This is a genomic window from Lysinibacillus sp. 2017 (genome assembly GCF_003073375.1).
In the GTDB taxonomy this organism is placed as follows: Bacteria; Bacillota; Bacilli; order Bacillales_A; family Planococcaceae; genus Solibacillus.
In genome coordinates, this window is the sequence record NZ_CP029002.1 from 963,886 (window position 1) to 989,414 (window position 25,529).

A 25,529-nucleotide genomic window follows, 5' to 3' on the forward strand; every position below is an offset into this window, starting at 1 on the left:
TCAATTAATAATTCGGAGGTGGCTTTATGCAGCAGCTGATTGAAGCGATTGTTAAACCATTAGTCGATTATCCAGAAGACGTTCGTATCGAGACGGATGAAACTTCAAATCGAGTTGTTTATAAGCTTTTTGTTCATCCAGAGGATCGAGGGAAAGTGATAGGCAAGCAAGGACGTGTTGCGAAAGCAATTCGTACGATTGTGTACTCAGCAGCAGGCGGTCACCAGAAGAAAAAGACTTACGTCGATATATTGGATTAAAGAAAAGGAGGGTAGCTACTTGCTGTCCCTTCTTTTTTTCATATAATAAACTTATAAAACATAACGAGGTGTTAACACAATGGAATGGTTTAATGTTGGACGTATTGTAAATACACATGGAATTCGTGGCGAACTACGAATTTTATCGACAACTGATTTTGAAGAAGATCGCTTTGCAGTCGGTTCAAAATTAGCAGCATTTAAAAAAGATGATAAAAAGCCAACTTGGGTAACAATCGGATCATCTCGACGCCATAAAAACTTTATTTTGGTAACCTTCGAAGGAATGGAGAACATCAATTTGGTGGAGCCTTTCAAGGAAGGGCTGCTAAAAATAACGATGGATCAATTAGAAGAAGATGTACTAGAAGAAAATGAGTACTATCACTTTGAAATTATGGATTGTGAAGTATTTTCTGAAGAAGGCGAACTAATCGGTGTCGTAACAGATATTTTAGAAACTGGTGCTAATGATGTATGGGAGATTAAAGCTAAAGGCGGAAAAAGTCATTACATCCCGTACATCGAAGACATCGTTAAAGAAATCAATGTAGATGAAAAGAAAATTATCATTCATGTCATGGACGGCTTATTGTAATGCAAATTCATGTACTTAGCCTATTTCCAGAAATGTTCTCGGGTGTATTTGGCTCATCGATTATAAAAAAGGCACAGGAAAAAGGTGCTGTTGAATTAGCGGTAACAGATATTCGCGAATACAGTGAAAACAAACACAAACAAGTTGACGATTATCCGTACGGGGGAGGCGCGGGGATGGTACTTAAACCAGAACCGATGTTTAAAGCCGTAGAAGCTATCACAAAGGATCGTAAGCCTCGTGTAATCTTAATGTGCCCACAAGGAGAACGCTTCAATCAGAAGAAGGCAGAGGAGCTTTCTAAGGAAGATGATTTAGTATTCCTTTGTGGTCATTATGAAGGGTATGACGAACGAATTCGGACACACTTAGTAACGGATGAAATTTCCATTGGCGATTTCGTTTTAACGGGTGGAGAGCTACCTGCGATGACAATCATTGATTCAATTGTTCGTTTGTTACCAGGTGTACTTGGTCAGCAAGATTCACATATTCAAGATTCTTTTTCAACAGGGTTGTTAGAGCACCCTCATTATACACGACCAGCTGAGTTTAGAGGGATGAAAGTGCCAGATGTACTGTTATCAGGCAACCATGCGAAAATTGCTGAATGGCGCGAGGAACAGTCGTTTAAACGGACATTAGAACGTCGTCCAGACCTTATAGAAGCGCTCGAACTAACGGACAAGCAATTAAAAATTATTGCCAAAATAAAGTCTGAAATGTAAAGCAAAACTACTTGCAAGCTAAAATTTTATATGTTAAGATTCAATTTGTGCTTCTATGTAAAGCACTGAATTACGGTGTTCCGCTGTGGCTAAGATTTAGCGTGCAAGAGCATCTGTCTAAGGAGAGAAAATAATGTCAAACATTATCACAGAAATCACAAAAGACCAACTACGTTCTGACCTACCTACATTCCGTCCTGGTGACACTGTTAAGGTACACGTTAAAGTAGTTGAGGGTACTCGTGAGCGTATCCAATTATTCGAAGGTGTAGTTATTAAACGTCGTGGTGGCGGAATTAGCGAAACTTTCACAGTACGTAAAATTTCTTACGGCGTTGGTGTTGAACGTACTTTCCCAGTACACACTCCAAAAATCGCTAAATTAGAAGTAGTTCGTAAAGGTAAAGTACGTCGTGCTAAACTTTACTACCTACGTAACTTACGTGGTAAAGCTGCTCGTATTAAAGAAATTCGATAAGAACGATTTAGGAGGGGACTTGTTTTTACAAGTCCCTTTCTTTCATGAAAATAATAACTCGGTCTTTACACTAGATCGAGTTCTATTTTATGAACATAGAAACACGTGCAAGTGTAGATTATATTTTTGCTTGAAATACATATTTCGTATACAATAAGTTTGATAAGCAAGGGGGATAGCTACGTGGAAAAAACTGAAAAAGAAAAAAATGAGCTTTGGGAATGGACAAAAGCGTTACTCATAGCCTTTGCAATTGCTGCATTTATTCGTTATTTTTTATTTACACCGATTGTAGTTGATGGGGAGTCAATGATGCCGACCCTTGAAAATGGAGATCGAATGATTGTTAATAAATTCAGTTATAAAATTGGAGAACCTGACCGCTTTGATATCGTTGTTTTCCATGCACCTGAAAAAAAGGATTATATTAAACGTGTAATCGGCCTTCCTGGTGATTATTTGGAATATAAAGATGATCAGCTCTATATTAATGGTGAACCAATCGATGAACCATATTTAGATGAATATAAAGAGGAAATAACAGAAGGTAATTTAACGTATGACTTTACTTTAAAGGATATTGATCCGTCCCTTGATGTGATTCCAGAAGGTTATGTTTTTGTAATGGGGGATAACCGCGAATATAGTAAAGACAGCCGCCATATCGGAATTGTTTCAATCGATGAAATTATCGGTAATACAAGTATTGTTTTCTGGCCTTTAAGTGAAATTGAAATTGTAAAATAAAAGATAAATGAGGGGGTAAGAGCGTACTCCTCATTTTTTTAGTGAATAAGAAAGTATAACTTCTCAAGGAAATTCTCATAAGAAAGACATTAATTCGCATTATTTTGCGCGAATTGTGTTTTTTTAATCGAATCCAACACGCTCGAATTTAGGAGGTAATAAAATGACAATTCAATGGTTCCCTGGACATATGGCCAAGGCACGTCGTCAAGTATCAGAGAGCTTAAAGCTTGTAGATATCATATTTGAACTTGTAGATGCTCGCCTGCCATTATCCTCACGAAACCCAATGATAGATGAAGTAATTCATCAAAAGCCACGTCTACTCGTTTTAAATAAGCAAGATATGGCTGATGAGCAAGAAACACGCCGCTGGATTCAATATTTTGATGAGCACGGATTTAAAGCCGTTGCGATCAACTCATTAGAAGGGAAAGGCTTACAAGCAGTTACAAAAGCCGCCCAAGAAATTTTAGCTGAAAAGTGGGAACGAATGAAATCGAGAGGTATGAAACCTCGTGCCATTCGTGCGATGATTGTCGGAATTCCAAACGTAGGGAAATCGACGTTAATCAACCGTTTAGCGAAAAAGAACTTAGCGAAAACCGGTAATACACCAGGTGTCACAAAAGCGCAGCAATGGATTAAAGTAGGGAAAGAAGTTGAACTACTAGATACACCAGGGATTTTATGGCCGAAGTTTGAAGATCAAGAAGTAGGTTATAAGCTCGCGCTAACTGGTGCGATTAAAGATACGATTATCAACATGGAAGATTTAGCAGTGTATGGCTTACGTTTCTTAGCTACCCATTATCCAGCACGCATGGAAGAACGCTACAAGCTTTCGAGTGTTGCTGAAGATTTAGTCGATACATTTGATCATATCGGAAAATTACGCCGCGTGTTTGGACAGGGCGGAGAAATTGATTATGATCAAGTTTCTGTTTTAATCGTACGTGATATTCGGGAGCAAAATTTAGGTAAATTAACATTTGATTTCGTTGCTGAACAAATTGAAAAAGAAAAATTAGCAGAAGCTATCGCTAAAGAAAATGAAGAGCGTCGTATAAGAAATCAAGAGTTACGTCGTCAAAAACAGCTTGAAAAAGAGTAACAATAAGGACAAAACCTTTTTCACATTTTGTGAAGAAGGTTTTTTCTTTTATAATTCAAAATAAGACCGATATAACATTTAATGACACGATTTGAGGAATAACGATGAAAACAATTAAAGAAATTACATTAGCATTAAAAGAAGCAACAAAAATGGAACCGTGGATGCAGGAATTTGCTGAAGATGAGCGGAACGGTGTCGTAAAAGCTTGGGCGCAGTTTCAAAAACGTCTTGCCAAAACGGAGCAGTTACATGCTGCGCATACAGCAAAATTACAATTTGACGCGTCTTACTTGCCACACGAACAGGCACTGGTAGCTGGTACTGATGAAGCAGGGCGTGGTCCACTAGCTGGTCCAGTCGTGACAGCGGCGGTTATTTTACCGAACTACTGTGAGGAATTACTTGGTGTGAATGACTCGAAACAGCTTTCAAAAAATAAACGCAATGAATTTGCTGCGCGTATAAAGACGCATGCCCTATATTATGCCGTGCATTTTCAAAGTGTTGAAGAAATTGATAAGCACAACATTTATGAAGCAACACGCCAGTCAATGTTAAAAAGTATTGAAACACTCGAAGTGAAGCCAGATTTTATTTTAGCAGATGCAATGACACTTCATACCAATATTCCACAAGCATCGATTATTAAAGGCGATGCACAAAGTTTAGCAATTGCTGCAGCGTCAATTTTAGCGAAGACGGCACGTGATGATTATATGGAAGCGTTAGATCAACAGTTCCCTGAATATGGTTTTGCACAGCATGCTGGATACGGTACGAAACAGCATTTAGAAGCGCTAGAACAGTTTGGACCGACCGAGCATCACAGAAAAACATTTGAACCGATTAAGTCTATGATTGAATAAAAGGAGTGATGGGATGAACTTTGCATCATTTAATCCGATACAAGCAAGCAATGTCCAACAGACTGTACAAAATCAACCATTAGCACTAAAACAAGATCAAGTCTTTCACGGAACGATTAAACAATTATATCCAGATCAAATGGCGGAAGTTCAAGTTGGCGGTCAAAAATTAATGGCTAAATTAGAAGTGCCATTAAAAGTCGGAGATGCTCATTTCTTTCAAGTGACATCAACAAATCCACAAACGGAATTAAAAGTTGTTACTGGGCCAATGTCTCAATCGATGACGCCAACTCAGCAAATGAATCAACTTCTAGAAACAATGAATTTGCCAAAATCCTCGGATATGCAACAAGTATTATCACACTTTATTAAAGCACAAATTCCAATTTCAAAAGAGCAGCTAATGACTGCAGAAACGTGGATGAAAAACTTACCTGAGGGTGTTTCAAAAAACGATGCATTGCAAGCATTACAGCGTATGGTTGAATATAAAATGCCATTTACAAATACAGTTTTTCAAGCGTTAACACAAGGTGCAAAGACGGATGGTATGTCGACAAATTTAGCTAACTTAGCCCAACTATTAGCAACGCATACAGGTGGCAATGAAAGCATAAAGGCCAATTTATTACAACAAATTCAGCAATTAGCAAAGCCGTTAAACAATGAAACAGGTGGCGTATTACTTGCGCGAGCAGCGCAAGATTTACTAAATGCATCAGCTCCGGTTTCGTCAAAGTTACAAGCGTTAACCGTTTTAAAAGAAGCGGGGGTTTTACCGCAAAATGCGAACTTACAAAATTGGCAATCTGTAAATCAACAGCCAACGCAGGTACAACAAACCATGCAAGCACCAGCAGGAATGCCACAAAACGCTTTGCCTTCACAAGCAGGGCAAATGATTCAACAGTTAATGCAAACACCACCAGAGCAAAGTAAGCAAATGATGGAGCAAGTACGATCTTGGGTAAATAATGAAAATTTACTTTCTACAGCACAAAAAGAACAAATTCAGCAATTAGTAAATCGATTTGCCCAAATTCCACCATCCAAACAAGCGGTAGAAGTATTCGTGAAACAATTACATGAGCAATTAACAAAAGCGTTTAGTGACAATGCATCTACACGTTTATTTACACAAAATGAACAAGGGATATCAGCAAAAGATCAGCTCGTTTCATTATTAAAGCCGGATAGCTCACCACAAATGATGGATCAATTACTCCGGAATTTAGTGAAAGTATCTGCAGATAGTTCGCAACCACAAGTTCAAAGTACATTGACTCAGGCAGAAGCGCAAGTACAGTCAGCAGCAGATAGCCGTGCAATGGAGCAAGCAATGAAAACGGTATTAAAGGGACTCGGTGTTAGTTACGAAGCGACGTTAGCGAGTAAAGCAGGGGATGTCCAAGCCGTTGCACAACAAATGAAACCGCAATTATTAACACTTATTCAAGATGCACAAACGCCTCCCGCACTGCGAGATGCAGCTGAAACGGTAATGGCACGTATTAATGGGATGCAGTTATTATCAAGCGAAAATGGGCATCAGCATCAACTCGTTATGCAAGTCCCATTAGAATTTTTCGGTAAGAAAATGGATGCTACACTTCAATGGAATGGCCGTATGAAAGATGATGGCAAAATTGATGCAAATTTTGCACGTATATTATTTTATTTAAATATGGAAACGCTGCAGCAAACGGTTGTTGACATGCAAGTACAAAATCGTGTCATAACGATCAATATTTTTAATGATTTACCGAATTTAGATAGTTTGGCTACTTCGTTAAAAGGTTCCCTTAAAGCCGGGTTAGCTGACAAAGAATATGTGCTATCAGGTGTCTTTATAAAACCGTTTGAAGAACGTGAGGGGAAAAACGTCACAAAAAATTCAAATCAACCCGATGAGCAGCATAGCGGGGTGGATATTCGAGTATGAGTGAAAAAAAATTTGTACGAAAAGAAGCCATCGCGTTATCTTATGATCCACAAAAAAGTACAGGTCCTAAGATAGTTGCTAAAGGTAAAGGGAAAATTGCCGAAACTATTTTAGAAACGGCTACACTAAATGATGTACCAGTTTATGAAGATCCTAACCTCGTTCAACTTTTGGGACAACTGGATTTAAACACTTCTATTCCAGAGGAACTCTATCAAGCAGTGGCTGAAGTATTTGCTTTTATTTATCACCTTGATGAAAAACATAAATCAACATTGGTAAACAACAACAGTAGACTAGATATGTAGTTTACTGTTTTTGTCGTATGCAAAAACGTCTTGAAAATGTATCTTCACATACAATTGAATGTGACAATTTTTTAAAAATTTTTGCCTATTTGATTGGAAAGAATAGCACATTATTGTGTCAGCGCGCTTTTTTCTATTTAGTAAATACTTTTTAAAAAGTTAGTAATTTTATACAGAAAGAATATTTGTTCATAAAAACATATAAAAAACGTTTTTATGACAAATATAGACATTGTCTGAATTATTGTTTAGAATAGAAAATGTTAGTAGAATAATTTCCAAATGTCCGATGGGAGGATGTATCATGAATATCCATGAGTATCAAGGAAAAGAAATATTAAGAAAATACGGTGTGGCAGTTCCAAAAGGAAGTGTAGCGTTTTCACCAGATGAAGCAGTAAAAGTGGCAAAAGAATTAGGTGCGAACGTAACAGTTGTTAAAGCACAAATTCATGCAGGCGGTCGTGGTAAAGCGGGCGGTGTAAAAATTGCAAAAAATCTTGAAGAAGTTCGTTCATATGCGAAAGAGTTATTAGGCAAAGTTTTAGTAACGCATCAAACAGGTCCAGAAGGTAAAGAAATAAAACGTCTTTACATTGAAGAAGGATCGGACATTAAAAAAGAGTACTATTTAAGTTTAGTACTAGACCGCGCAACTTCTTGTGTTGTCATGATGGGTTCAGAAGAAGGCGGCATGGATATTGAAGAGGTAGCAGAATCAAATCCAGAAAAAATCTTCAAAGAAGTCATCGATCCTGTAACAGGTTTAATGCCTTATCAAGCACGTCGTATGGCATTTAATATGAACATTCCATCTAACTTAGTGAACAAATCGGTAGCACTTATGTTAGGTATCTATAAAGCATTTATCGATAAAGATGCATCAACAGTAGAGATTAACCCACTTGTAGTAACGGGTGATGATCAAGTTGTAGCATTAGATGCAAAATTCAATTTCGATGCAAATGCATTATATCGCCACAAAGATATTATTGAATTACGAGATTTTGATGAAGAAGATCCAAAAGAAATCGAAGCGTCTAAATATGACTTAAGCTATATTTCATTAGATGGAAATATTGGCTGTATGGTTAATGGTGCTGGTCTTGCGATGGCAACAATGGACACGATTAGTTATTACGGCGGTTCACCGGCCAATTTCTTGGACGTTGGGGGCGGCGCGACAGCTGAAAAAGTAACAGAAGCATTTAAAATTATCTTATCTGACAAAAATGTTAAAGGAATTTTCGTTAATATTTTTGGAGGTATTATGAAATGTGACATCATTGCATCAGGTGTTATCACTGCTGCAAAAGAAGTTGGTTTACAAGTACCGTTAGTTGTTCGTTTAGAAGGAACAAATGTAGATTTAGGTAAACAACTATTAAATGAATCTGGCTTAAATATTGTAGCAGCTGACTCAATGGCAGACGGCGCACAAAAAATCGTTGAATTAGTAGAGGCTGAAGGCGGGGTTATGGCATGAGCGTGTTCATTAATAAAGAAACAAAAGTAATTGTACAAGGTATTACTGGGGAAACAGCCCTATTCCATACAAAGCAAATGATAGAATATGGTACAAAAATCGTTGCAGGTGTAACACCAGGTAAAGGTGGTCTTGAAATCGAAGGCGTACCAGTATTCAATACAGTGCAAGCAGCAGTGGATGCTACAGGTGCAAACGTTTCAGTTATTTATGTTCCAGCACCATTCGCAGCAGATGCAATCATTGAAGCAGTGGATGCTGATCTTGATATGACAATTTGTATTACAGAGCATATTCCAGTGTTAGACATGGTAAAAGTAAAACGCTATATGGAAGGTAAAAAGACTCGTTTAGTTGGTCCAAACTGTCCAGGTGTTATTACAGCAGATGAATGTAAAATTGGTATTATGCCAGGTTACATCCATACAAAAGGGCATGTAGGTGTTATTTCACGTTCTGGTACATTAACATATGAAGCGGTACATCAATTAACACAAGCAGGTATCGGTCAAACGACAGCTGTAGGTATTGGTGGAGATCCAGTAAACGGGACAAACTTCATTGACTGCTTAAAAGTATTCAACGAAGATCCTGAAACATATGCAGTCGTTATGATTGGTGAAATCGGCGGCACAGCAGAAGAAGAAGCTGCTGAATGGATTCAAGCAAATATGAAGAAACCAGTTGTAGGCTTCATCGGTGGTCAAACGGCGCCTCCAGGAAAACGTATGGGTCACGCAGGTGCCATCATTTCAGGCGGTAAAGGTACAGCGGCTGAAAAAATTAAAGCCATGAATGCAGCGGGTATCGAAGTAGCACCAACACCATCTGTTATTGGTGAAACTTTAATTAAAGTGATTAAAGAAAAAGGGCTATACGAAGCTTGTAAAACACATTAAAATGAAAGATGTAGCGTCGCCATGCGCTACATCTTTTTTATCATGAATTACTTCACGCTCTTTCAAAAAAATATGCGGTCATTCTAATTTCTTCTATTAAAAATAAGGAGTGTTTAAATGACAACTATTTTTACTCAGCAATTACTCGTGCTTCATTATATTTCCCCTCTCTCTTGGCATAAAATTCAACGATTATTAAATGTTTTAGGCGATTTAGATGAATTAATGAATCGTTCAGCATATGACATCGCTCATTGTTTAAATATAAAACAGGAAAAAGCTTTATACTTAATGACGCATTATAGAAAAATGCGTGATATGTCGATGACGGCGTATTACGAACAGCATAAAATACACGCCATTCCGTATGATGATGAGTGGTACCCGTCTGCATTAAAAACAATCTATGACCCACCAGCCGTTCTTTATGTTAAAGGGAATAAGGATTTATTAAAGGCGTCTAAAAAAATAGCAGTGATCGGTTCGAGAGCGGCCACGTCTTATAGTGAAGAAGCATTAAAATTAGTAATACCACCGTTATTAAATGAACAGTTTGTCATAGTAAGTGGATTGGCTAAGGGGGCAGATCGTTTTGCCCATGAAGCGACGATTCTTTATGGTGGGAAAACCATCGGGGTGCTCGGACATGGGTTGTTTCACTTATATCCAAAACAAAATCAGCAACTTGCCGAACAAATGGCAATTGATCATTTACTCGTAACGGAATACCCACCCTATGTAGGTGTACAAAAATGGCATTTTCCTGCTCGAAATCGTATTATTAGTGGGTTAAGCCAAGGATTAATCGTAACGGAGGCCTCGCTAAAAAGTGGAACGCTTATTACGACGGAGCTTGCATTGGAGCAGGGAAAAGATGTATTTGTAATACCGGGTAATATTTTTTCTGAGCAATCAAGAGGGCCGAATAAACTGATAAAAGAAGGGGCAATTCCAGTATGGGATGGTTATCAAATACTTGAGGAATTGCAAATGTTTTCAAGTTTTCGTTGAAAAAAAGTTGCATTATCTGCTAATCTGTTATACATTTTGCAACAGGAAAAGCTTTGAAAAAACATTGACAAATTCTCTATAGGGAATTTTAGAAAATAACAAACCTCTCTAAGGAGGAAAAAAAGATGGCAGATTATTTAGTAATAGTAGAATCACCTGCAAAGGCGAAAACAATTGAACGCTATTTAGGAAAGAAATATAAAGTAAAGGCTTCTATTGGACATGTACGTGATTTACCACGTAGTCAAATGGGGATTGATACAGAACATGATTATGAACCAAAATATATTACGATTCGTGGTAAAGGTCCCGTTTTACAAGATCTAAAAACAGCAGCGAAAAAAGCAAAAAAAATCTATCTCGCGGCCGATCCAGACCGTGAAGGGGAAGCAATTGCCTGGCATTTAGCTACAGCTTTAAATATTGATGTAGCATCAGATTGCCGCGTTGTCTTTAATGAGATTACAAAAGAAGCCATTTTAGAAAGCTTTAAAAGTCCTCGACCAATTAATATGGATTTAGTGGATGCACAACAAGCTCGACGTATTTTAGACCGTCTTGTTGGATATAATATTAGCCCGATTTTATGGAAGAAAGTTAAAAAAGGTTTATCAGCAGGCCGTGTACAATCGGTTTCACTACGTTTAATTATTGATCGTGAAAATGAAATTAAAAGCTTTGAACCAGAAGAATATTGGTCAATTGATGCGTCGTTTGAAAAGGGAAAAAAACCATTCGAAGCATTTTATTATGGAAATGGCAAAGAAAAAATTAAATTAACAAATGAAGATCAAGTACAGACGATTTTGAAAAAAGTTAAGGGATCCGATTTTGAAGTAATGAATGTTGTGAAAAAAGAACGTAAACGTAACGCAGCACCTGCTTTTACGACATCTTCACTTCAACAAGAGGCAGCACGAAAATTAAATTTCCGTGCAAAGAAAACAATGATGCTTGCACAACAACTTTATGAAGGTATTGAGCTAAGTAAAAAAGAAGGCGCTGTTGGTTTAATTACTTATATGCGTACAGATTCAACACGTATTTCACAAACTGCAAAAACAGAAGCAATTTCATATATTGAAGGCAAGTACGGCAAAGAATTTGTATCACAAGAAGTGAAACAAGTAAAAGCAAAAGCAAATGCACAAGACGCGCATGAAGCTATTCGTCCGACGAGTGCAATGCGTACGCCAGAAGAGTTAAAGGCGATTTTAAGTCGCGATCAACTACGCTTGTACCGCCTAATTTGGGAGCGCTTTATTGCAAGTCAAATGTCATCCGCTGTACTAGATACCGTAACAGTAGATTTACAAAATAATGATGTCGTATTCCGTGCAAATGGCTCACAAGTGAAATTTGCTGGTTTTATGAAGTTATATATTGAAGGTACAGACGATCAAACAGAAGAAACAAATAAACTATTACCAGAAATGGAAATTGGTGATAAAGTAAAATCATTAGAAATTGAACCAAAGCAACATTTCACACAGCCACCGCCACGTTATTCAGAGGCACGTTTAGTAAAAACGTTAGAAGAACTAGGTATAGGTCGTCCGTCTACGTATGCTCCAACATTAGATACCATTCAAAAGCGCGGTTATGTTCAATTAGATACAAAACGCTTTGTACCAACAGAGTTGGGCGAAATTGTTCATCAAGCAACATTAGAATTTTTCCCGGAAATTATCAACATCGAATTTACTGCACAAATGGAACATAATTTAGATGAAATTGAAGAAGGTATCACACGTTGGGTGAGCGTTATTGATAATTTCTACAAAGATTTTGAACCACGTGTAAAATATGCAGATGAAGAGATGGAAAAAATCGAAATCAAAGATGAACCAGCTGGCGAAGATTGTGAAAAATGCGGTGGGCCAATGGTATTCAAATTAGGACGATATGGTAAGTTTATGGCGTGTTCCAACTTCCCAGATTGCCGTAATACGAAAGCGATTGTGAAGTTAATCGATGTGAAGTGCCCGACATGTAAAGAAGGCGAAATTGTTGAACGTAAGTCAAAAACAAAGCGTGTATTTTATGGATGTAATCGCTACCCAGAATGTGATTTCGTTTCATGGGATAAACCAATCAGTCGACCTTGTCCAAAATGTAGTACTTTATTAGTAGAGAAAAAATCAAAAAAAGGTGTTCAAATTCAGTGTACAAATAGCGAATGCGACTATGAAGAAACACCGTCACAATAAGATAATGAGGTAACAACAATGACACAACAAATTGTAAATGTAATTGGTGCTGGTCTTGCAGGATCAGAAGCAGCTTGGCAAATTGCAAAACGAGGCGTAAAAGTTCGATTATATGAAATGCGTCCAGTAAAACAAACGCCAGCTCACCACACAGATAAGTTTGCCGAGTTAGTATGCTCTAACTCATTACGTGCCAATGGTTTAACCAATGCAGTAGGTGTAATTAAGGAAGAAATGCGCAAGCTTGATTCTGTCATCATGACTGCCGCAGATAACTGTTCCGTACCAGCTGGTGGAGCATTAGCAGTAGACCGCCATGAGTTTGCTGGTTATGTAACAGAAAATGTTAAAAATCATCCATTAATTGAAGTCATCAATGAAGAAGTAACAGAAGTTCCTGAAGGGATTACAGTAATCGCAACGGGTCCTTTAACATCTGAAAACTTAGCGAAAACTATTCAAGGGCTAACGGGTGAAGAATATTTATACTTCTATGATGCAGCAGCACCAATTATTGAAAAAGATTCAATTGATATGGAAAAAGTATATTTAAAATCACGCTACGACAAAGGGGAAGCGGCTTATTTAAACTGTCCGATGACGAAGGAAGAGTTTAATGCATTCCGTGAAGCATTAATTACAGCGGAATGTGCACCGTTAAAAGAATTCGAAAAAGAAAAGTATTTCGAAGGATGTATGCCTATTGAAGTAATGGCAGCACGCGGTGAAAAGACGATGTTATTTGGTCCAATGAAACCTGTTGGACTTGATGATCCTAAAACAGGAAGACGTCCTTATGCGGTTGTTCAATTACGTCAAGATGATGCAGCCGGAACGCTTTATAATTTAGTAGGGTTCCAAACACATTTAAAATGGCCAGAACAAAAACGTGTATTATCTATGATTCCGGGATTAGAAAATTTAGAAATCATTCGCTACGGCGTTATGCACCGTAATACATTTATTAACTCGCCGAAAGTGTTAAATAATACGTATCAATTACTCTCAAATCCAAATATTTTCTTCGCTGGTCAAATGACGGGTGTTGAAGGGTATGTAGAATCAGCAGGTAGTGGCTTAGTCGCTGGTATTAATGCGGCTCGCTTAGCGTTAGGCGAACCGTTATTACATTTCCCAGCTGAAACGGCATTAGGGGCGATGGCACGTTATATTACGGAAGCAGATTCGAAAAACTTCCAACCAATGAATGTTAACTTCGGCATTTTTCCTAATCTAGGGGAACGTGTTAAATCAAAAGCCGAACGTGCAGAACGTCATGCTAATCGAGCGTTAGAAACAATTCAAAATTTTATTAATATTCAAGCAATTTAATTGCAATAAGCCCTTAAAGATTGATATACTTTAAGGGCTTTTATTTATGCATAATACATTTATTGAAATATTAAGGAAATCTAAACAATTTTTTTGCGATATTTATTTGAATGAATTAAAAAATACAAGAAAGCTACATAAATAAAGAGTTTTACACTTGAAATCTTTCTGTGATAAGTATAGTGTCAATATGTGTGTTTTAATTGTTATTATCAGTAGTCAAAAATTTCAAATTTACTTAAGTTATATTCTTTGGAGGTAAGCCAGATGAACTCTTTGTTAAAAGAAGCGTTAGATCAATATATTCGCTATGTACAAATCGAAAAAAACTTTTCGCTGCATACCGTACGCGAATATCAATCTGATTTAATCGATTTTTTTGCATTTATAGAGTCTGAAGGCATACAGGATATTACAGAAGTTGATTATATTCATGCACGATTATACGTAACCAAACTTTATGACGAACAAAAAGCAAGAACTTCTATTTCAAGGAAAATCTCATCGATTCGTTCTTTTTTTCGATTTTTAAATCGAGAACATAATATTGATGATGCTCCGTTTCGTTCCCTTTATCATCCGAAAAAGGAAGAGCGATTACCGAGCTTTTTTTATGAAGAAGAGTTGCAACAGCTTTTTGAAAAGAATAAAGGGACAGAACCTATGCAAGTCCGAAACATGGCGTTATTAGAATTACTTTATGCAACTGGGATTCGTGTAAGTGAATGCGTAGCAGTTGAACTAGGGGATATTGATTTTCATTACAGCATTATCCGGGTAATGGGTAAAGGGCGTAAAGAAAGAATCGTACCTTTTGGACAATATGCGCACGATGCACTTGTTTTGTACATAGAACAAGTACGATCACAGTTGATGAAAAATAAAAATCATCAAAAAGTATTTGTAAATATGCGTGGGGGCGAACTTACCGCTAGAGGTGTGCGTTATATATTAAGCGAGATGATTGAGAATGCAAGTATGCATACGAAAATCTATCCGCATATGTTACGTCATACGTTTGCTACTCATTTATTAAATAACGGGGCAGATATGCGAACTGTTCAAGAATTACTTGGACATGCGAATTTATCTTCTACTCAAATTTATACTCATGTAACGAAAGAGGCGCTTCGGAAGACTTATATGAATAGTCATCCTAGGGCATAAATAAGGAGGAAGAGCGAATGGGTCAAATTCATGCAACGACAATTTTTGCGATTCATCATAAAGGTGAATGTGCGATGGCGGGCGATGGTCAAGTTACACTAGGGAATGCAGTTGTCATGAAGCATACGGCACGAAAGGTCAGACGTCTGTTTAATGGGAAAGTTTTAGCAGGTTTCGCTGGCTCGGTTGCAGATGCATTCACGTTATTTGAAATGTTTGAAGTGAAATTAAATGAATACAATGGAAATTTACAAAGAGCGGCTGTTGAAGTAGCAAAACAGTGGCGTGGTGATAAAATGTTACGTCAATTAGAGGCAATGCTACTTGTAATGGATCAATCGACTTTGTTACTTGTTTCAGGTACAGGAGAAGTAATTGAACCTGATGATGGTATTTTAGCAATTGGTTCAGGCGGTAACTATGCATTATCAGCAGGTCGAGCTCTTAAGAAACATGCGGGGGATCACTTAACGGCAAAAGAAATTGCAGAAGCTGCATTAACGACTGCAGCGGATATTTGTGTGTTTACGAACCATAATATTATCTTGGAGGCATTATAATGACAACAAATAATTTAACGCCAAGACAAATTACGGAACACTTAAATCGTCATATTGTTGGTCAAGAAACAGCAAAGCGCGCGGTTGCTATTGCACTTCGTAATCGATATCGCCGTTCATTACTTAGTGAAGAATTGAAAAATGAAGTCATTCCAAAAAATATTTTGATGATTGGGCCAACCGGTGTCGGGAAAACGGAAATTGCACGTAGAATTGCCAAATTAACAAATGCGCCATTTATCAAAATAGAGGCGACAAAATTTACTGAAGTAGGTTATGTTGGCCGCGATGTTGAATCGATGGTGCGTGATTTAGTAGAAGCTTCACGTCGTCTTGTGAAAGAAGAAATGGTTGAAGCTGTGCGAGAGCAAGCAGAACGTAATGCGAATGACCAACTTGTAAAATTATTAGCTCCATCAAAAGTTAAAGAAAAACTGACTCAAAATCCTTTTGAAATGTTATTTGGACAAAAAGAAACTACGTCGGAACAAGAAACGGATCAAGTAGAAGATACTGAAGTTCGTTCAAGACGAGCGCAAATTGCCAAAGACTTAAAGGATGGTAAGTTAGAAAATCAGTGGGTTACGATTGAAGTTGCTGAAGCAGCTCCAGCATTATTTGATGCAATGCCAGGTATGCATATGGATATGAATGCGGGTGGCATGCAAGATATGCTTTCGAATTTAATGCCGAAAAAGACAAAAAAACGTAAGCTACAAGTAAATGATGCTCGTCGTATTTTAATACAAGAAGAGGCTAATAAATTAATCGATGCAGATTCGTTATCGAGTGAAGCGATTCATCGTGCAGAACAAGCGGGAATTATTTTTATTGATGAGATTGATAAAATCGCAAGCAAAGGCTCATCTACTGCAGATGTGTCACGGGAAGGCGTACAACGTGATATTTTACCGATTGTCGAGGGATCAACTGTAACGACGAAATATGGCCCAGTGAAAACCGATTATATGTTATTTATTGCGGCTGGTGCGTTTCACATGTCGAAACCTAGTGATTTGATTCCTGAGTTACAAGGGCGCTTCCCGATTCGTGTAGAATTAGAAAAGCTGACAAAGGACGATTTTGTACGTATTTTACAAGAACCTGATCAATCGTTAATTTTACAATATAAAGCCTTATTGGCAACAGAAGGTGTAACGATTGAATTTTCTGATGCGGCTATTGAACGTATTGCAGAAATTGCGACAGAAGTAAATCAAGAAACAGATAATATTGGCGCACGTCGTTTGCATACGATTTTAGAACGCTTGCTAGAGGAATTATCGTATGAAGCCTCTGAAATTGCACCTGCAAATATTGAAATTACGCCGAATTATGTCGATCAAAAATTGGCGAATATCGTAAAAAACAAGGATTTATCACAATTTATTCTTTAAATGAAGTTGAAATAGTATCTTTAAATTATAAAAACCTTTAGAATATTGAGTGAATTAATAAGCGTTCCGTAGGAGGAAAATTAGAATGAATTTATTACAGAAAACAAGAAAGATTAATGCAATGCTTCAAGCATCTGCAGGTAAACCAGTAAACTTTAAGGAAATGGCCAATACATTAGGTGACATTATCGAAAGTAACGTATTTATCGTTAGCCGTAAAGGTAAACTATTAGGTATTTCAATTCACCAACAAATCGAGAACGAACGTATTAAAAAAATGTTTGAAGAACGTCAGTTCCCTGAAGCATATACACAAAATTTATTTAACATTACAGTAACATCTCCAAACTTAGATATTAATAACGAACACACTGCATTCCCAATTGAAAACAAAGACTTATTTGCATCTGGCTTAACAACAATTGTTCCGATTATCGGTGGTGGAGATCGTTTAGGTACATTAATTTTAGCTCGAATTAGCGATCAATTTGAAGATGACGATTTAATTTTAGCTGAATACGGTGCAACTGTAGTTGGTATGGAAATTTTACGTGAAAAATCAGAAGAGATTGAAGAAGAAGCACGTTCGAAAGCTGTTGTACAAATGGCGATCAATTCTTTATCTTATTCGGAGCTTGAAGCAATCGAACATATCTTTGAAGAATTAGACGGCAACGAAGGTTTATTAGTAGCTTCTAAAATTGCAGACCGTGTAGGTATTACACGTTCAGTAATCGTAAATGCATTACGTAAATTGGAATCAGCTGGTGTAATCGAATCTCGTTCATTAGGTATGAAAGGAACTTATATTAAAGTATTAAATGATAAGTTCTTAACAGCTTTAGCTGAAATTAAAATGAAATAACCCTTTTTTTGATAGCGCGGTAAAACGAAATTTCGTTTTACCGCTTTTTTTGTAGAATCATGTAGAAAAATAGTTGATGGAAAATTAATATTTTTCGAGAAGGCTATTATTATTGAATGGATAGATGCTAATGTTACAAATTTATGAATAATCTATAAAAATACACTTATTTCCAGTGGTATAAGCTAATATTAAGGTTGTAAATCCTACTCAATTGCGAATATTTCGTACATAAATAAGTAATATATAACGATTTATTGATAGTAAATTTATCTGGTTATTTGGGAATTTATAGATTCTAATGGATTATATAAATACGGAAATTGAGCAAATAATAACCGATTTTAAAATATCCCGACGAAATTAATCGAAAAAATAGTTCCTAAAGACTAGCAAAAAGTGCCAAAAGACAATAGACACTTGGATTCATTATAATTACAATTGTATTATTAGGTTGTTGCTTGGAGGATTTTACAAAAAGTAAAAGAGGTGAAAAAATTTGGATTTGTTTGGTGGTACGATTCGTAGACTAGAAAATGGACTTTCTTTTGCTACGTTGAAAAATAAAACGATCGCACAAAATATAGCAAATGTAGATACACCTAATTACAAAACAAAGGAAGTTAGTTTTAAAGATGTATTGAATGATGCAAAAAGTGCTACGATTTCAGCAAATCGCACGGATGCGAGACATTACGATTTTAATATAGAAATTGGTAGTAATGGTGTTTACTCTAATGAAAATTTCCGCTCACGTCCAAATGGCAATGCAGTTAATATGGACACTGAGCAAGCAAAGTTAGCCGAGAATACAATTTACTATAACGCCTTAATTGAACGAATGAATGGGAAATTTAGTACGTTAAATGCAGTTGTTAAAGGAGGTCGTTAGTAATGTCTATTTTTCATAGTATGAACACAACAGCTTCGGCATTAACATCGAACCGTTTACGTATGGATGTTATTTCTTCAAACATTGCAAACGTAGATACTACACGAGCAAAGCAAGTCAATGGCGAATGGGAGCCTTATCGTAAAAAATCCGTTACTTTGAAAGAAGAGCAAGGCCAGTTTTCAAACTTTTTGAATATGGCAATGGGTAAAACGGTTAAAGCAGGTGTAGGTAATGGAGTAAAAGTCACTTCAATTAAAGAAGATACTGAGACTCCGTTTAAACTCGTATATGACCCAACCAATCCTGACGCAAATGAAGATGGATATGTACAAATGTCTAATGTAGATTTATTGAAGGAAATGGTAGACCTAATCTCAGCTTCACGTTCTTATGAAGCAAATATAACAGCCTTTAACGCAAATAAAAGTATGTTAATGAAAGCGTTAGAAATTGGGAAAGGATGATAATTAATGGCGATTAATCCAGTATCGTTTATGTCTCCGACACAATCTGTGAATGAATTAAACACAGGCAATAAAGTCACTTCGGCTGATGCACAACAACAATTCGCAGAAGCTTTAAAAGATGCGATTGCAGGTGTTAATGAACAACAAAATACATCGGATATGATGACACAAAAATTAATTAGTGGTGGAGATGTTGATTTATACGAAGTAATGGTTGCTTCTCAAAAGGCAAGTATTACTTTAAACACAACAATTGAGATTCGTAATAAAGCAGTGGAAGCTTATCAAGAAATTATGCGCATGAGTGTATAATTATTTTGTTTGACGAATAATTAATTGTTGGGCATTCACTATAACCGGAGGATTCATAATGAATGAACGACTTACAAAAATTAAAAGTGACTCCACTAGTTTCTGGAGGAGTCGAACTAAAAATCAAAAGGGTGCTGTAATCGGTGCGGTTGTAGCTATTATTGCACTTGCGGCTATTCTTACATATTATTCAACACGCACAACGATGGCGCAGTTGTTCCCTGAACTTCCTATAGCAGAGGTTGGGAGAATTACAGAGGTTTTATCTGCACAAGGTGTACCGTATGAAACAGCAAATGGTGGCACAACAATTTTAGTGCCTGAAGAGCAAGTAGATGACTTGAAAGTGTCATTGGCAGCTCAGGGTTATCCAGATTCAGATGAAATTGACGCATCCTTCTTTACAGAAAATGCTGGTTTTGGTATGACGGACAATGAGTTCAATGTCATAAAAAAAGCAGCGACTGAAACAGATTTAGCTAATTTAATTCGTAAATTTGACGGAGTAAAAGATGCGAGCGTTGTTATTACATTACCAGATGAAGGAATTTTCCTTAAAGATGAAAAAGGTTCAGCGCAAGCGGCCATCGTCTTAAAAACAGCAGCAGGACATAAATTTACAGATGAACAAATTAAGGGACTCTTTAATTTAGTGTCAATGAGTATTCCCAATTTGCCTAAAGAAAACATTACGATTATGAACCAATATTCTGAGTATTATGATCTAGCGGCTGCTGAAAGTGGTAGCAGCGGTGTTGATTCTGTAACGGGTCAAATGGAAGTTAAGAAAACGATCGAGCGTGACTTACAACGACAAGTTCAACAAATGTTAGGTACATTAATAGGACAAGATAAAGTAGTTGTAAACGTTTCAGCTGATGTGGACTTCAAAAAGGAAAACCGTGAAGAAAATTTAGTGAAACCTGTTGATGAAGAGAATATGACAGGTATTGAAATTAGTGCACAGCGTATTACTGAGACATATTCAGGTTCAGCGGCGGCTGATGGCTCTCCAGAGGCTGGAAATGTTACAGATAACTTCGTAGATTACGTTGAAGGTTCGTCAGGTGACGGAGACTATGAACGTGTTGAGGAAACAATCAACAATGATGTCAACCGTATCAAACGTGAAATTCAAGAAAGTCCATACAAAATTCGCAACTTAGGTATCCAAGTTATGGTAGATTCACCGGAAACTGAAGGGATCAATGACAGTGTTCGTTCAGATATCGAACAAATTTTATCGACAATTGTTCGTACATCAATTGATCAAGATGCAGCTGGTATTTTAACAGATGAGGAAATTGCAAATCGAATCGTTGTATCTGTACAAAAATTCCAAGGAAATGACACAGATGCTACAGACCCTCAATCTGTAATACCTTGGTGGGTTTGGGTTATTGGCGGTATCCTACTAGTAGCCATTATTCTTCTAGTAATTTATGTACTACGTGCTCGTAAACGTAAGCAAGAAGAGGAAGAGCTAGAAATTATCGAAAAACAACAGCAATTAATTGAAGTAGAAGATATTTCTGAAGAAAAAGAAACTGAAGCGACTGTACGCCGTAAGCAACTAGAAAAAATGGCAAAAGATAAGCCAGAAGATTTTGCGAAGCTATTGCGTAGTTGGATTGCTGAAGACTAATAGGAGGTTCAGCTGTGTCCAAGAAAGATAAAGACCTATCAGGAAAGCAAAAGGCTGCTTTACTGCTAATTTCTCTAGGGCCAGAAGTTTCGGCTTCTGTATACAAGCATTTAAGTGAAGAAGAAATTGAACGTCTAACGTTGGAAATTTCAGGTGTAAAAAAAGTGGAATCTTCAGTGAAGGAAGAAATCATTGAAGAATTCCATCAAATTGCATTAGCGCAAGACTATATCACACAAGGTGGTATTGGTTATGCGAAAACGGTACTTGAAAAAGCTTTAGGCGCAGAACAAGCACAAGCTATTTTAAATCGACTAACTTCATCCTTGCAAGTGCGTCCATTTGACTTTGCTCGTAAAGCCGATCCAGCACAAATTTTTAACTTTATTCAAAATGAACATCCCCAAACAATTGCCCTTATCCTCTCTTATTTAGAGCCAGGGCAAGCGGGTGTCATCCTATCATCATTACCACAAGAAGTACAAGCAGATATTGCTAAACGTATTGCCATTATGGAATCAACTTCTCCAGAGGTAATTAGTGAAATCGAATCCGTACTTGAACGTAAATTATCATCTACTGTTACACAAGATTACACGGAAACTGGTGGCGTAGATGCAGTAGTCGAAGTTTTAAATGGTGTAGATCGTCAAACAGAAAAAACGATTCTCGATGCACTCGAAATTCAAGATCCAGAGCTTGCAGAAGAAATCAAAAAACGTATGTTTGTATTCGAAGATATCGTTACACTGGACAACCGTTCAATTCAACGTGTCATCCGCGATTGCGAAAACGAAGACTTATTATTATCTATGAAAGTTTCTTCAGACGAAGTAAAAGATATTATTTTCCGCAATATGTCACAACGTATGGCTGAAACATTCCGTGATGAAATGGAAATTATGGGACCAGTTCGACTACGTGATGTAGAAGAAGCTCAATCTCGTATCGTTGCAGTTATCCGTCGCTTAGAAGATGCAGGTGAAATTATTATTGCACGTGGTGGAGGAGATGACGTAATTGTCTAGAATCATCCGTTCAACAAATGCACAACCAGCTGAAGAAGCTGTTGTAGAAATTAAACTTCAAAGTTTCTTCGAGCCGATTCATTATGTGGACGCGGAGGAAGATACACTAGATAATACAACTCAATTAACGCTGGAAGATATTGAACAAGAGCGTCAAATGATGCTACAGCAAGCAACACGTGAAATTGAACAAAAACGTGAGCAATTTGAGGAATTTCGCAACGAGCAATTAGCTGCAATTGAAGCGTTAAAACAAACATGGGAAGAAGAAAAAGTGATTCTTCAACAACAAGCTCATGAAGAAGGATTTGCACAAGGCTATGAAGAAGGCATTCAGAAGGCAAATTCTGATATGACAGAGGCATTACAAGTTGCAAATACAACTATGAAAGACGCGCAAAATAATGCTCAGCAATATATTGAATCTCAAGAAACAGTCATATTAGACATTGCATTAACAGGAGCAGAGCGAATTTTAAATGCTTCCCTTGATCGACAAGATGAACTATTCGTTTCAATTATTGAGCGCGGATTAAAAGAAGCAAGAGAAATGAAAGAAATTAAACTTTATGTTTCACCAAAATATCATGCACTCGTTTCGCAGCATCATAACGAACTAGCTGAAATGTTCCCCGCAAACGTACCATTTATGATTTTTGTCAATGAAGACTTAAATGATACAGAGAGTTACATCGAAACGAATCATGGAAGAATTGTTGTCTCAATCGATGAGCAATTAAAAGAATTGCGTCAACAATTGTACGAATTAATAGAAAGTAAGGAATGATACGGATGAAAATGACTCAATTAGTTGAACAAATTCCTAATCTTAATACATTCAAAAAGTATGGAAGAGTGACGAGAGTTGTCGGTTTGATGATTGAGTCTCAAGGTCCGGAAAGTTCGATCGGTGACGTTTGTAAAATTCATATCCAAACAGCTAAAAATGGTACACAAGTAATGTTAGCTGAGGTAGTTGGGTTTAAGGATGAAATTGTCATCCTTATGCCATACTCCAGTTTAAAAGAAATTTCGATTGGGTGTCTTGTAGAAGGTACTGGAATGCCGCTTGAAGTGAAGGTTGGTCCTGAACTTATTGGTAAAGTATTAGATGCGATGGGTAACCCGTTTGATGGGCAATCGTTACCAAAAGGTTTAACTTCTGTTCAAACGGATAAAGAACCACCAAATCCTTTGCACCGTCCGCCAATCGATGAGCAATTAGAAGTAGGGGTCAAGGCAATTGACGGAATGTTGACAGTAGGTAGTGGTCAACGTGTAGGTATTTTTGCAGGTTCTGGTGTCGGGAAAAGTACGTTACTCGGTATGATTGCACGTAATACAAAAGCAGAGATTAACGTCATTGCGCTTGTAGGGGAACGTGGACGTGAGGTTCGAGAGTTTATCGAACGAGATTTAGGCCCTGAGGGATTAAGTCGTTCAATTGTTGTTGCAGCTACGAGTGATCAACCGGCTTTGATGCGTATTAAAGCGGCCTTTACCGCAACAGCCATTGCAGAGTATTTCAGAGATCATGGAAAAAACGTCATGCTTATGATGGACTCCGTAACACGTGTTGCGATGGCCCAGCGTGAAATTGGTTTAGCAGTAGGGGAACCACCAGCAACACGCGGTTATACACCTTCTGTATTTGCTATTTTACCAAAATTACTCGAGCGCTCTGGTACGAATATTCACGGAACGATTACCGCATTCTATACAGTACTTGTTGATGGTGATGATATGAATGAACCAATTGCAGATGCAGTTCGAGGAATTCTTGATGGACATATTGTATTGGATCGTAACTTGGCAAACAAAGGACAATATCCAGCAATCAATGTGTTAAAAAGTGTCAGTCGTCTAATGAATCATATTGCGGATCCAGAGCATGTGAAAGCGGCCAGTCGTTTACGGGAGCTGTACTACACGTATTCTAAGTCAGAGGATTTAATTAATATCGGAGCATACAAACGTGGTACGTCAAAGGAAATCGATGAAGCCATTCAGTATGAACCATTAATTACACAATTTTTAAAGCAAGGATTTAAGGACAAAGTTTCAATCGATCAAACAGTCAATGAAATCATTTCATTATCAAATGGTGGTGCGAAATAGTGTCAAACTATATTTATCGCTTTGAAAAAATACTCAATGTCAAAGATCAAGAAAAATCTGAGGCAGAATTAGTTTTTAAAGAATCGGTACAAGTTTTTGAGGAAATAGCGACGAAGTTATATGACCTATTAAAGAAAAAAGAAGATTTAATTGCATACCAATTAGAACGTTTAAAAGTTGGTTCTTCAATTGATGAAATCAATCACTACTCGAAATTTATCGATAGTATGGAAAAAACAATTGCCGATGTACAACAAAAAGTAGTACAAGCGCGTGCCAAGATGAATTGGCATGAACAAAAATTATTAGAAAAAAACTTGGAAGTACGTAAGTATGAAAAGATGCGAGAAAATGATTTTGAGCGATTTAAAGAAGATCAACAACGTATTGAAGCGATTCAATTAGATGAGCTTTCCACAATTGCGTATTACAAGAAGGAAATCAGGTGATTTCGTGGCAAAAAAAAATAAAGAAGAACTAGAATTACTAAATAATGAGGTAGAACTAGAACATAAACCAGTTGGATTTTTCAAAAAGCTATTCTATTTATTTATTATCCCGTTAATGTTTATAATTGCTATTTTACTAATTATCACAACGAGAACGGATTTTAATGTATTTAAAATGGCAGATGATGTCGTAGAAAAAATTCCATTTATACAGTCTGATGAAAATGAAGTTTCAGAAAACAGTTCATTAAACGAACAAAAAGTAGTTGAACTACAAGCAGAAATTCAAGAAAAAGAAATTCAAATCACACAGCTACAATCGAAAATGGATTCCTCAGCACTTGAAAAAGAGGAATTGTTAGCTGAACAAGAACGTTTAGTATTCGAAATCGAAAAATTAAAACGTAATCAAGAAGAAACACAAAAAGAATTCAAAGAAATTCTTTCAACCTTCGAGAAAATGTCAGCTAAAAAATCCGCACCAATTTTAGTTCAAATGAGTGATACAGAAAGCTTACGGATTATGTCGAGTATGAAACCCGATACATTATCGGAGATTTTCTCGAAAATGACACCAGCAGATGCAGCACGTTATACAGAACTTTTATCTCAACAATAATGCAACTATTGAAAGGAGGTGG

Annotated in this window: 27 protein-coding genes; all 27 read left to right on the top strand. The window is 37.1% G+C overall.

The window, feature by feature from the left end; translation table 11 throughout:
• Positions 1–26: 26 nt before the first annotated feature.
• Entirely contained in the window at positions 27–260 is a 234-nt protein-coding gene (locus DCE79_RS04260) for a KH domain-containing protein (RefSeq protein ID WP_008403311.1), read from the top strand.
• A gap of 79 nt (positions 261–339) precedes the next feature.
• Positions 340–858 carry a ribosome maturation factor RimM gene (rimM, locus tag DCE79_RS04265; RefSeq protein WP_108711877.1) on the top strand — a complete coding sequence of 173 codons (519 nt, stop codon included), beginning with the start codon at positions 340–342 and terminating at the stop codon, positions 856–858.
• On the top strand, positions 858–1,586 hold the full coding sequence (gene trmD, locus DCE79_RS04270) for a tRNA (guanosine(37)-N1)-methyltransferase TrmD (RefSeq protein WP_108711878.1): 729 nt from the start codon (positions 858–860) through the stop codon (positions 1,584–1,586). Before rimM ends, trmD begins: the two co-directional genes overlap by 1 nt.
• A 133-nt stretch (positions 1,587–1,719) precedes the next feature.
• Complete coding sequence (rplS, locus tag DCE79_RS04275; RefSeq protein ID WP_108711879.1) at positions 1,720–2,064, top strand: 50S ribosomal protein L19; 345 nt, start codon at positions 1,720–1,722, stop codon at positions 2,062–2,064.
• Positions 2,065–2,247: 183 nt separating this feature from the next.
• Complete coding sequence (gene lepB, locus DCE79_RS04280) at positions 2,248–2,811, top strand: signal peptidase I (RefSeq protein ID WP_108711880.1); 564 nt, start codon at positions 2,248–2,250, stop codon at positions 2,809–2,811.
• 163 nt (positions 2,812–2,974) lie between these two features.
• Entirely contained in the window at positions 2,975–3,925 is a 951-nt protein-coding gene (gene ylqF / locus DCE79_RS04285; protein ID WP_108711881.1) for a ribosome biogenesis GTPase YlqF, read from the top strand.
• Between the two features lie 104 nt (positions 3,926–4,029).
• The gene (locus DCE79_RS04290; protein ID WP_108711882.1) at positions 4,030–4,794 is read left to right on the top strand and encodes a ribonuclease HII; all 765 of its coding nucleotides are present in this window, start codon (positions 4,030–4,032) and stop codon (positions 4,792–4,794) included.
• Between the two features lie 13 nt (positions 4,795–4,807).
• Positions 4,808–6,739, top strand: coding sequence for a hypothetical protein (locus DCE79_RS04295; protein WP_108711883.1), 1,932 nt, complete (start codon positions 4,808–4,810; stop codon positions 6,737–6,739).
• A complete protein-coding gene (locus DCE79_RS04300; RefSeq protein ID WP_108711884.1) occupies positions 6,736–7,047 on the top strand; it encodes an EscU/YscU/HrcU family type III secretion system export apparatus switch protein in 312 nt (103 codons plus the stop codon). The genes DCE79_RS04295 and DCE79_RS04300 overlap by 4 nt, the downstream gene beginning before the upstream one ends.
• A 304-nt stretch (positions 7,048–7,351) precedes the next feature.
• A complete protein-coding gene (gene sucC, locus DCE79_RS04305; RefSeq protein WP_108711885.1) occupies positions 7,352–8,533 on the top strand; it encodes an ADP-forming succinate--CoA ligase subunit beta in 1,182 nt (393 codons plus the stop codon).
• The gene (gene sucD, locus DCE79_RS04310; protein ID WP_108711886.1) at positions 8,530–9,432 is read left to right on the top strand and encodes a succinate--CoA ligase subunit alpha; all 903 of its coding nucleotides are present in this window, start codon (positions 8,530–8,532) and stop codon (positions 9,430–9,432) included. Before sucC ends, sucD begins: the two co-directional genes overlap by 4 nt.
• A gap of 117 nt (positions 9,433–9,549) precedes the next feature.
• Complete coding sequence (gene dprA, locus DCE79_RS04315) at positions 9,550–10,443, top strand: DNA-processing protein DprA (RefSeq protein WP_108711887.1); 894 nt, start codon at positions 9,550–9,552, stop codon at positions 10,441–10,443.
• 125 nt (positions 10,444–10,568) lie between these two features.
• Positions 10,569–12,653, top strand: coding sequence for a type I DNA topoisomerase (gene topA / locus DCE79_RS04320; RefSeq protein WP_108711888.1), 2,085 nt, complete (start codon positions 10,569–10,571; stop codon positions 12,651–12,653).
• Positions 12,654–12,671: 18 nt separating this feature from the next.
• Positions 12,672–13,985: an FADH(2)-oxidizing methylenetetrahydrofolate--tRNA-(uracil(54)-C(5))-methyltransferase TrmFO gene (gene trmFO, locus DCE79_RS04325; protein ID WP_108711889.1), complete on the top strand. Its 1,314-nt coding sequence runs from the start codon at positions 12,672–12,674 to the stop codon at positions 13,983–13,985.
• A 267-nt stretch (positions 13,986–14,252) separates the two neighbouring features.
• The gene (gene xerC / locus DCE79_RS04330; RefSeq protein WP_108711890.1) at positions 14,253–15,152 is read left to right on the top strand and encodes a tyrosine recombinase XerC; all 900 of its coding nucleotides are present in this window, start codon (positions 14,253–14,255) and stop codon (positions 15,150–15,152) included.
• Positions 15,153–15,169: 17 nt separating this feature from the next.
• Positions 15,170–15,712, top strand: coding sequence for an ATP-dependent protease subunit HslV (gene hslV, locus DCE79_RS04335; RefSeq protein ID WP_108711891.1), 543 nt, complete (start codon positions 15,170–15,172; stop codon positions 15,710–15,712).
• Entirely contained in the window at positions 15,712–17,109 is a 1,398-nt protein-coding gene (hslU, locus tag DCE79_RS04340; RefSeq protein WP_108711892.1) for an ATP-dependent protease ATPase subunit HslU, read from the top strand. The genes hslV and hslU overlap by 1 nt, the downstream gene beginning before the upstream one ends.
• A gap of 85 nt (positions 17,110–17,194) precedes the next feature.
• Positions 17,195–17,974: a GTP-sensing pleiotropic transcriptional regulator CodY gene (codY, locus tag DCE79_RS04345; RefSeq protein ID WP_108711893.1), complete on the top strand. Its 780-nt coding sequence runs from the start codon at positions 17,195–17,197 to the stop codon at positions 17,972–17,974.
• 499 nt (positions 17,975–18,473) lie between these two features.
• The gene (gene flgB, locus DCE79_RS04350) at positions 18,474–18,866 is read left to right on the top strand and encodes a flagellar basal body rod protein FlgB (protein ID WP_108711894.1); all 393 of its coding nucleotides are present in this window, start codon (positions 18,474–18,476) and stop codon (positions 18,864–18,866) included.
• 2 nt (positions 18,867–18,868) lie between these two features.
• Complete coding sequence (gene flgC / locus DCE79_RS04355) at positions 18,869–19,333, top strand: flagellar basal body rod protein FlgC (protein WP_108711895.1); 465 nt, start codon at positions 18,869–18,871, stop codon at positions 19,331–19,333.
• 6 nt (positions 19,334–19,339) lie between these two features.
• On the top strand, positions 19,340–19,648 hold the full coding sequence (gene fliE, locus DCE79_RS04360) for a flagellar hook-basal body complex protein FliE (RefSeq protein WP_108711896.1): 309 nt from the start codon (positions 19,340–19,342) through the stop codon (positions 19,646–19,648).
• A gap of 58 nt (positions 19,649–19,706) precedes the next feature.
• Positions 19,707–21,293 carry a flagellar basal-body MS-ring/collar protein FliF gene (fliF, locus tag DCE79_RS04365; RefSeq protein WP_108711897.1) on the top strand — a complete coding sequence of 529 codons (1,587 nt, stop codon included), beginning with the start codon at positions 19,707–19,709 and terminating at the stop codon, positions 21,291–21,293.
• 14 nt (positions 21,294–21,307) lie between these two features.
• Positions 21,308–22,321, top strand: coding sequence for a flagellar motor switch protein FliG (gene fliG / locus DCE79_RS04370; RefSeq protein WP_108711898.1), 1,014 nt, complete (start codon positions 21,308–21,310; stop codon positions 22,319–22,321).
• The gene (gene fliH / locus DCE79_RS04375; RefSeq protein ID WP_108711899.1) at positions 22,314–23,108 is read left to right on the top strand and encodes a flagellar assembly protein FliH; all 795 of its coding nucleotides are present in this window, start codon (positions 22,314–22,316) and stop codon (positions 23,106–23,108) included. Before fliG ends, fliH begins: the two co-directional genes overlap by 8 nt.
• 5 nt (positions 23,109–23,113) lie before the next feature.
• The gene (gene fliI / locus DCE79_RS04380; protein WP_108711900.1) at positions 23,114–24,439 is read left to right on the top strand and encodes a flagellar protein export ATPase FliI; all 1,326 of its coding nucleotides are present in this window, start codon (positions 23,114–23,116) and stop codon (positions 24,437–24,439) included.
• A complete protein-coding gene (gene fliJ, locus DCE79_RS04385; RefSeq protein WP_108711901.1) occupies positions 24,439–24,888 on the top strand; it encodes a flagellar export protein FliJ in 450 nt (149 codons plus the stop codon). Before fliI ends, fliJ begins: the two co-directional genes overlap by 1 nt.
• Positions 24,889–24,892: 4 nt before the next feature.
• Complete coding sequence (locus tag DCE79_RS04390; protein ID WP_234417332.1) at positions 24,893–25,507, top strand: MotE family protein; 615 nt, start codon at positions 24,893–24,895, stop codon at positions 25,505–25,507.
• Positions 25,508–25,529: the final 22 nt, after the last annotated feature.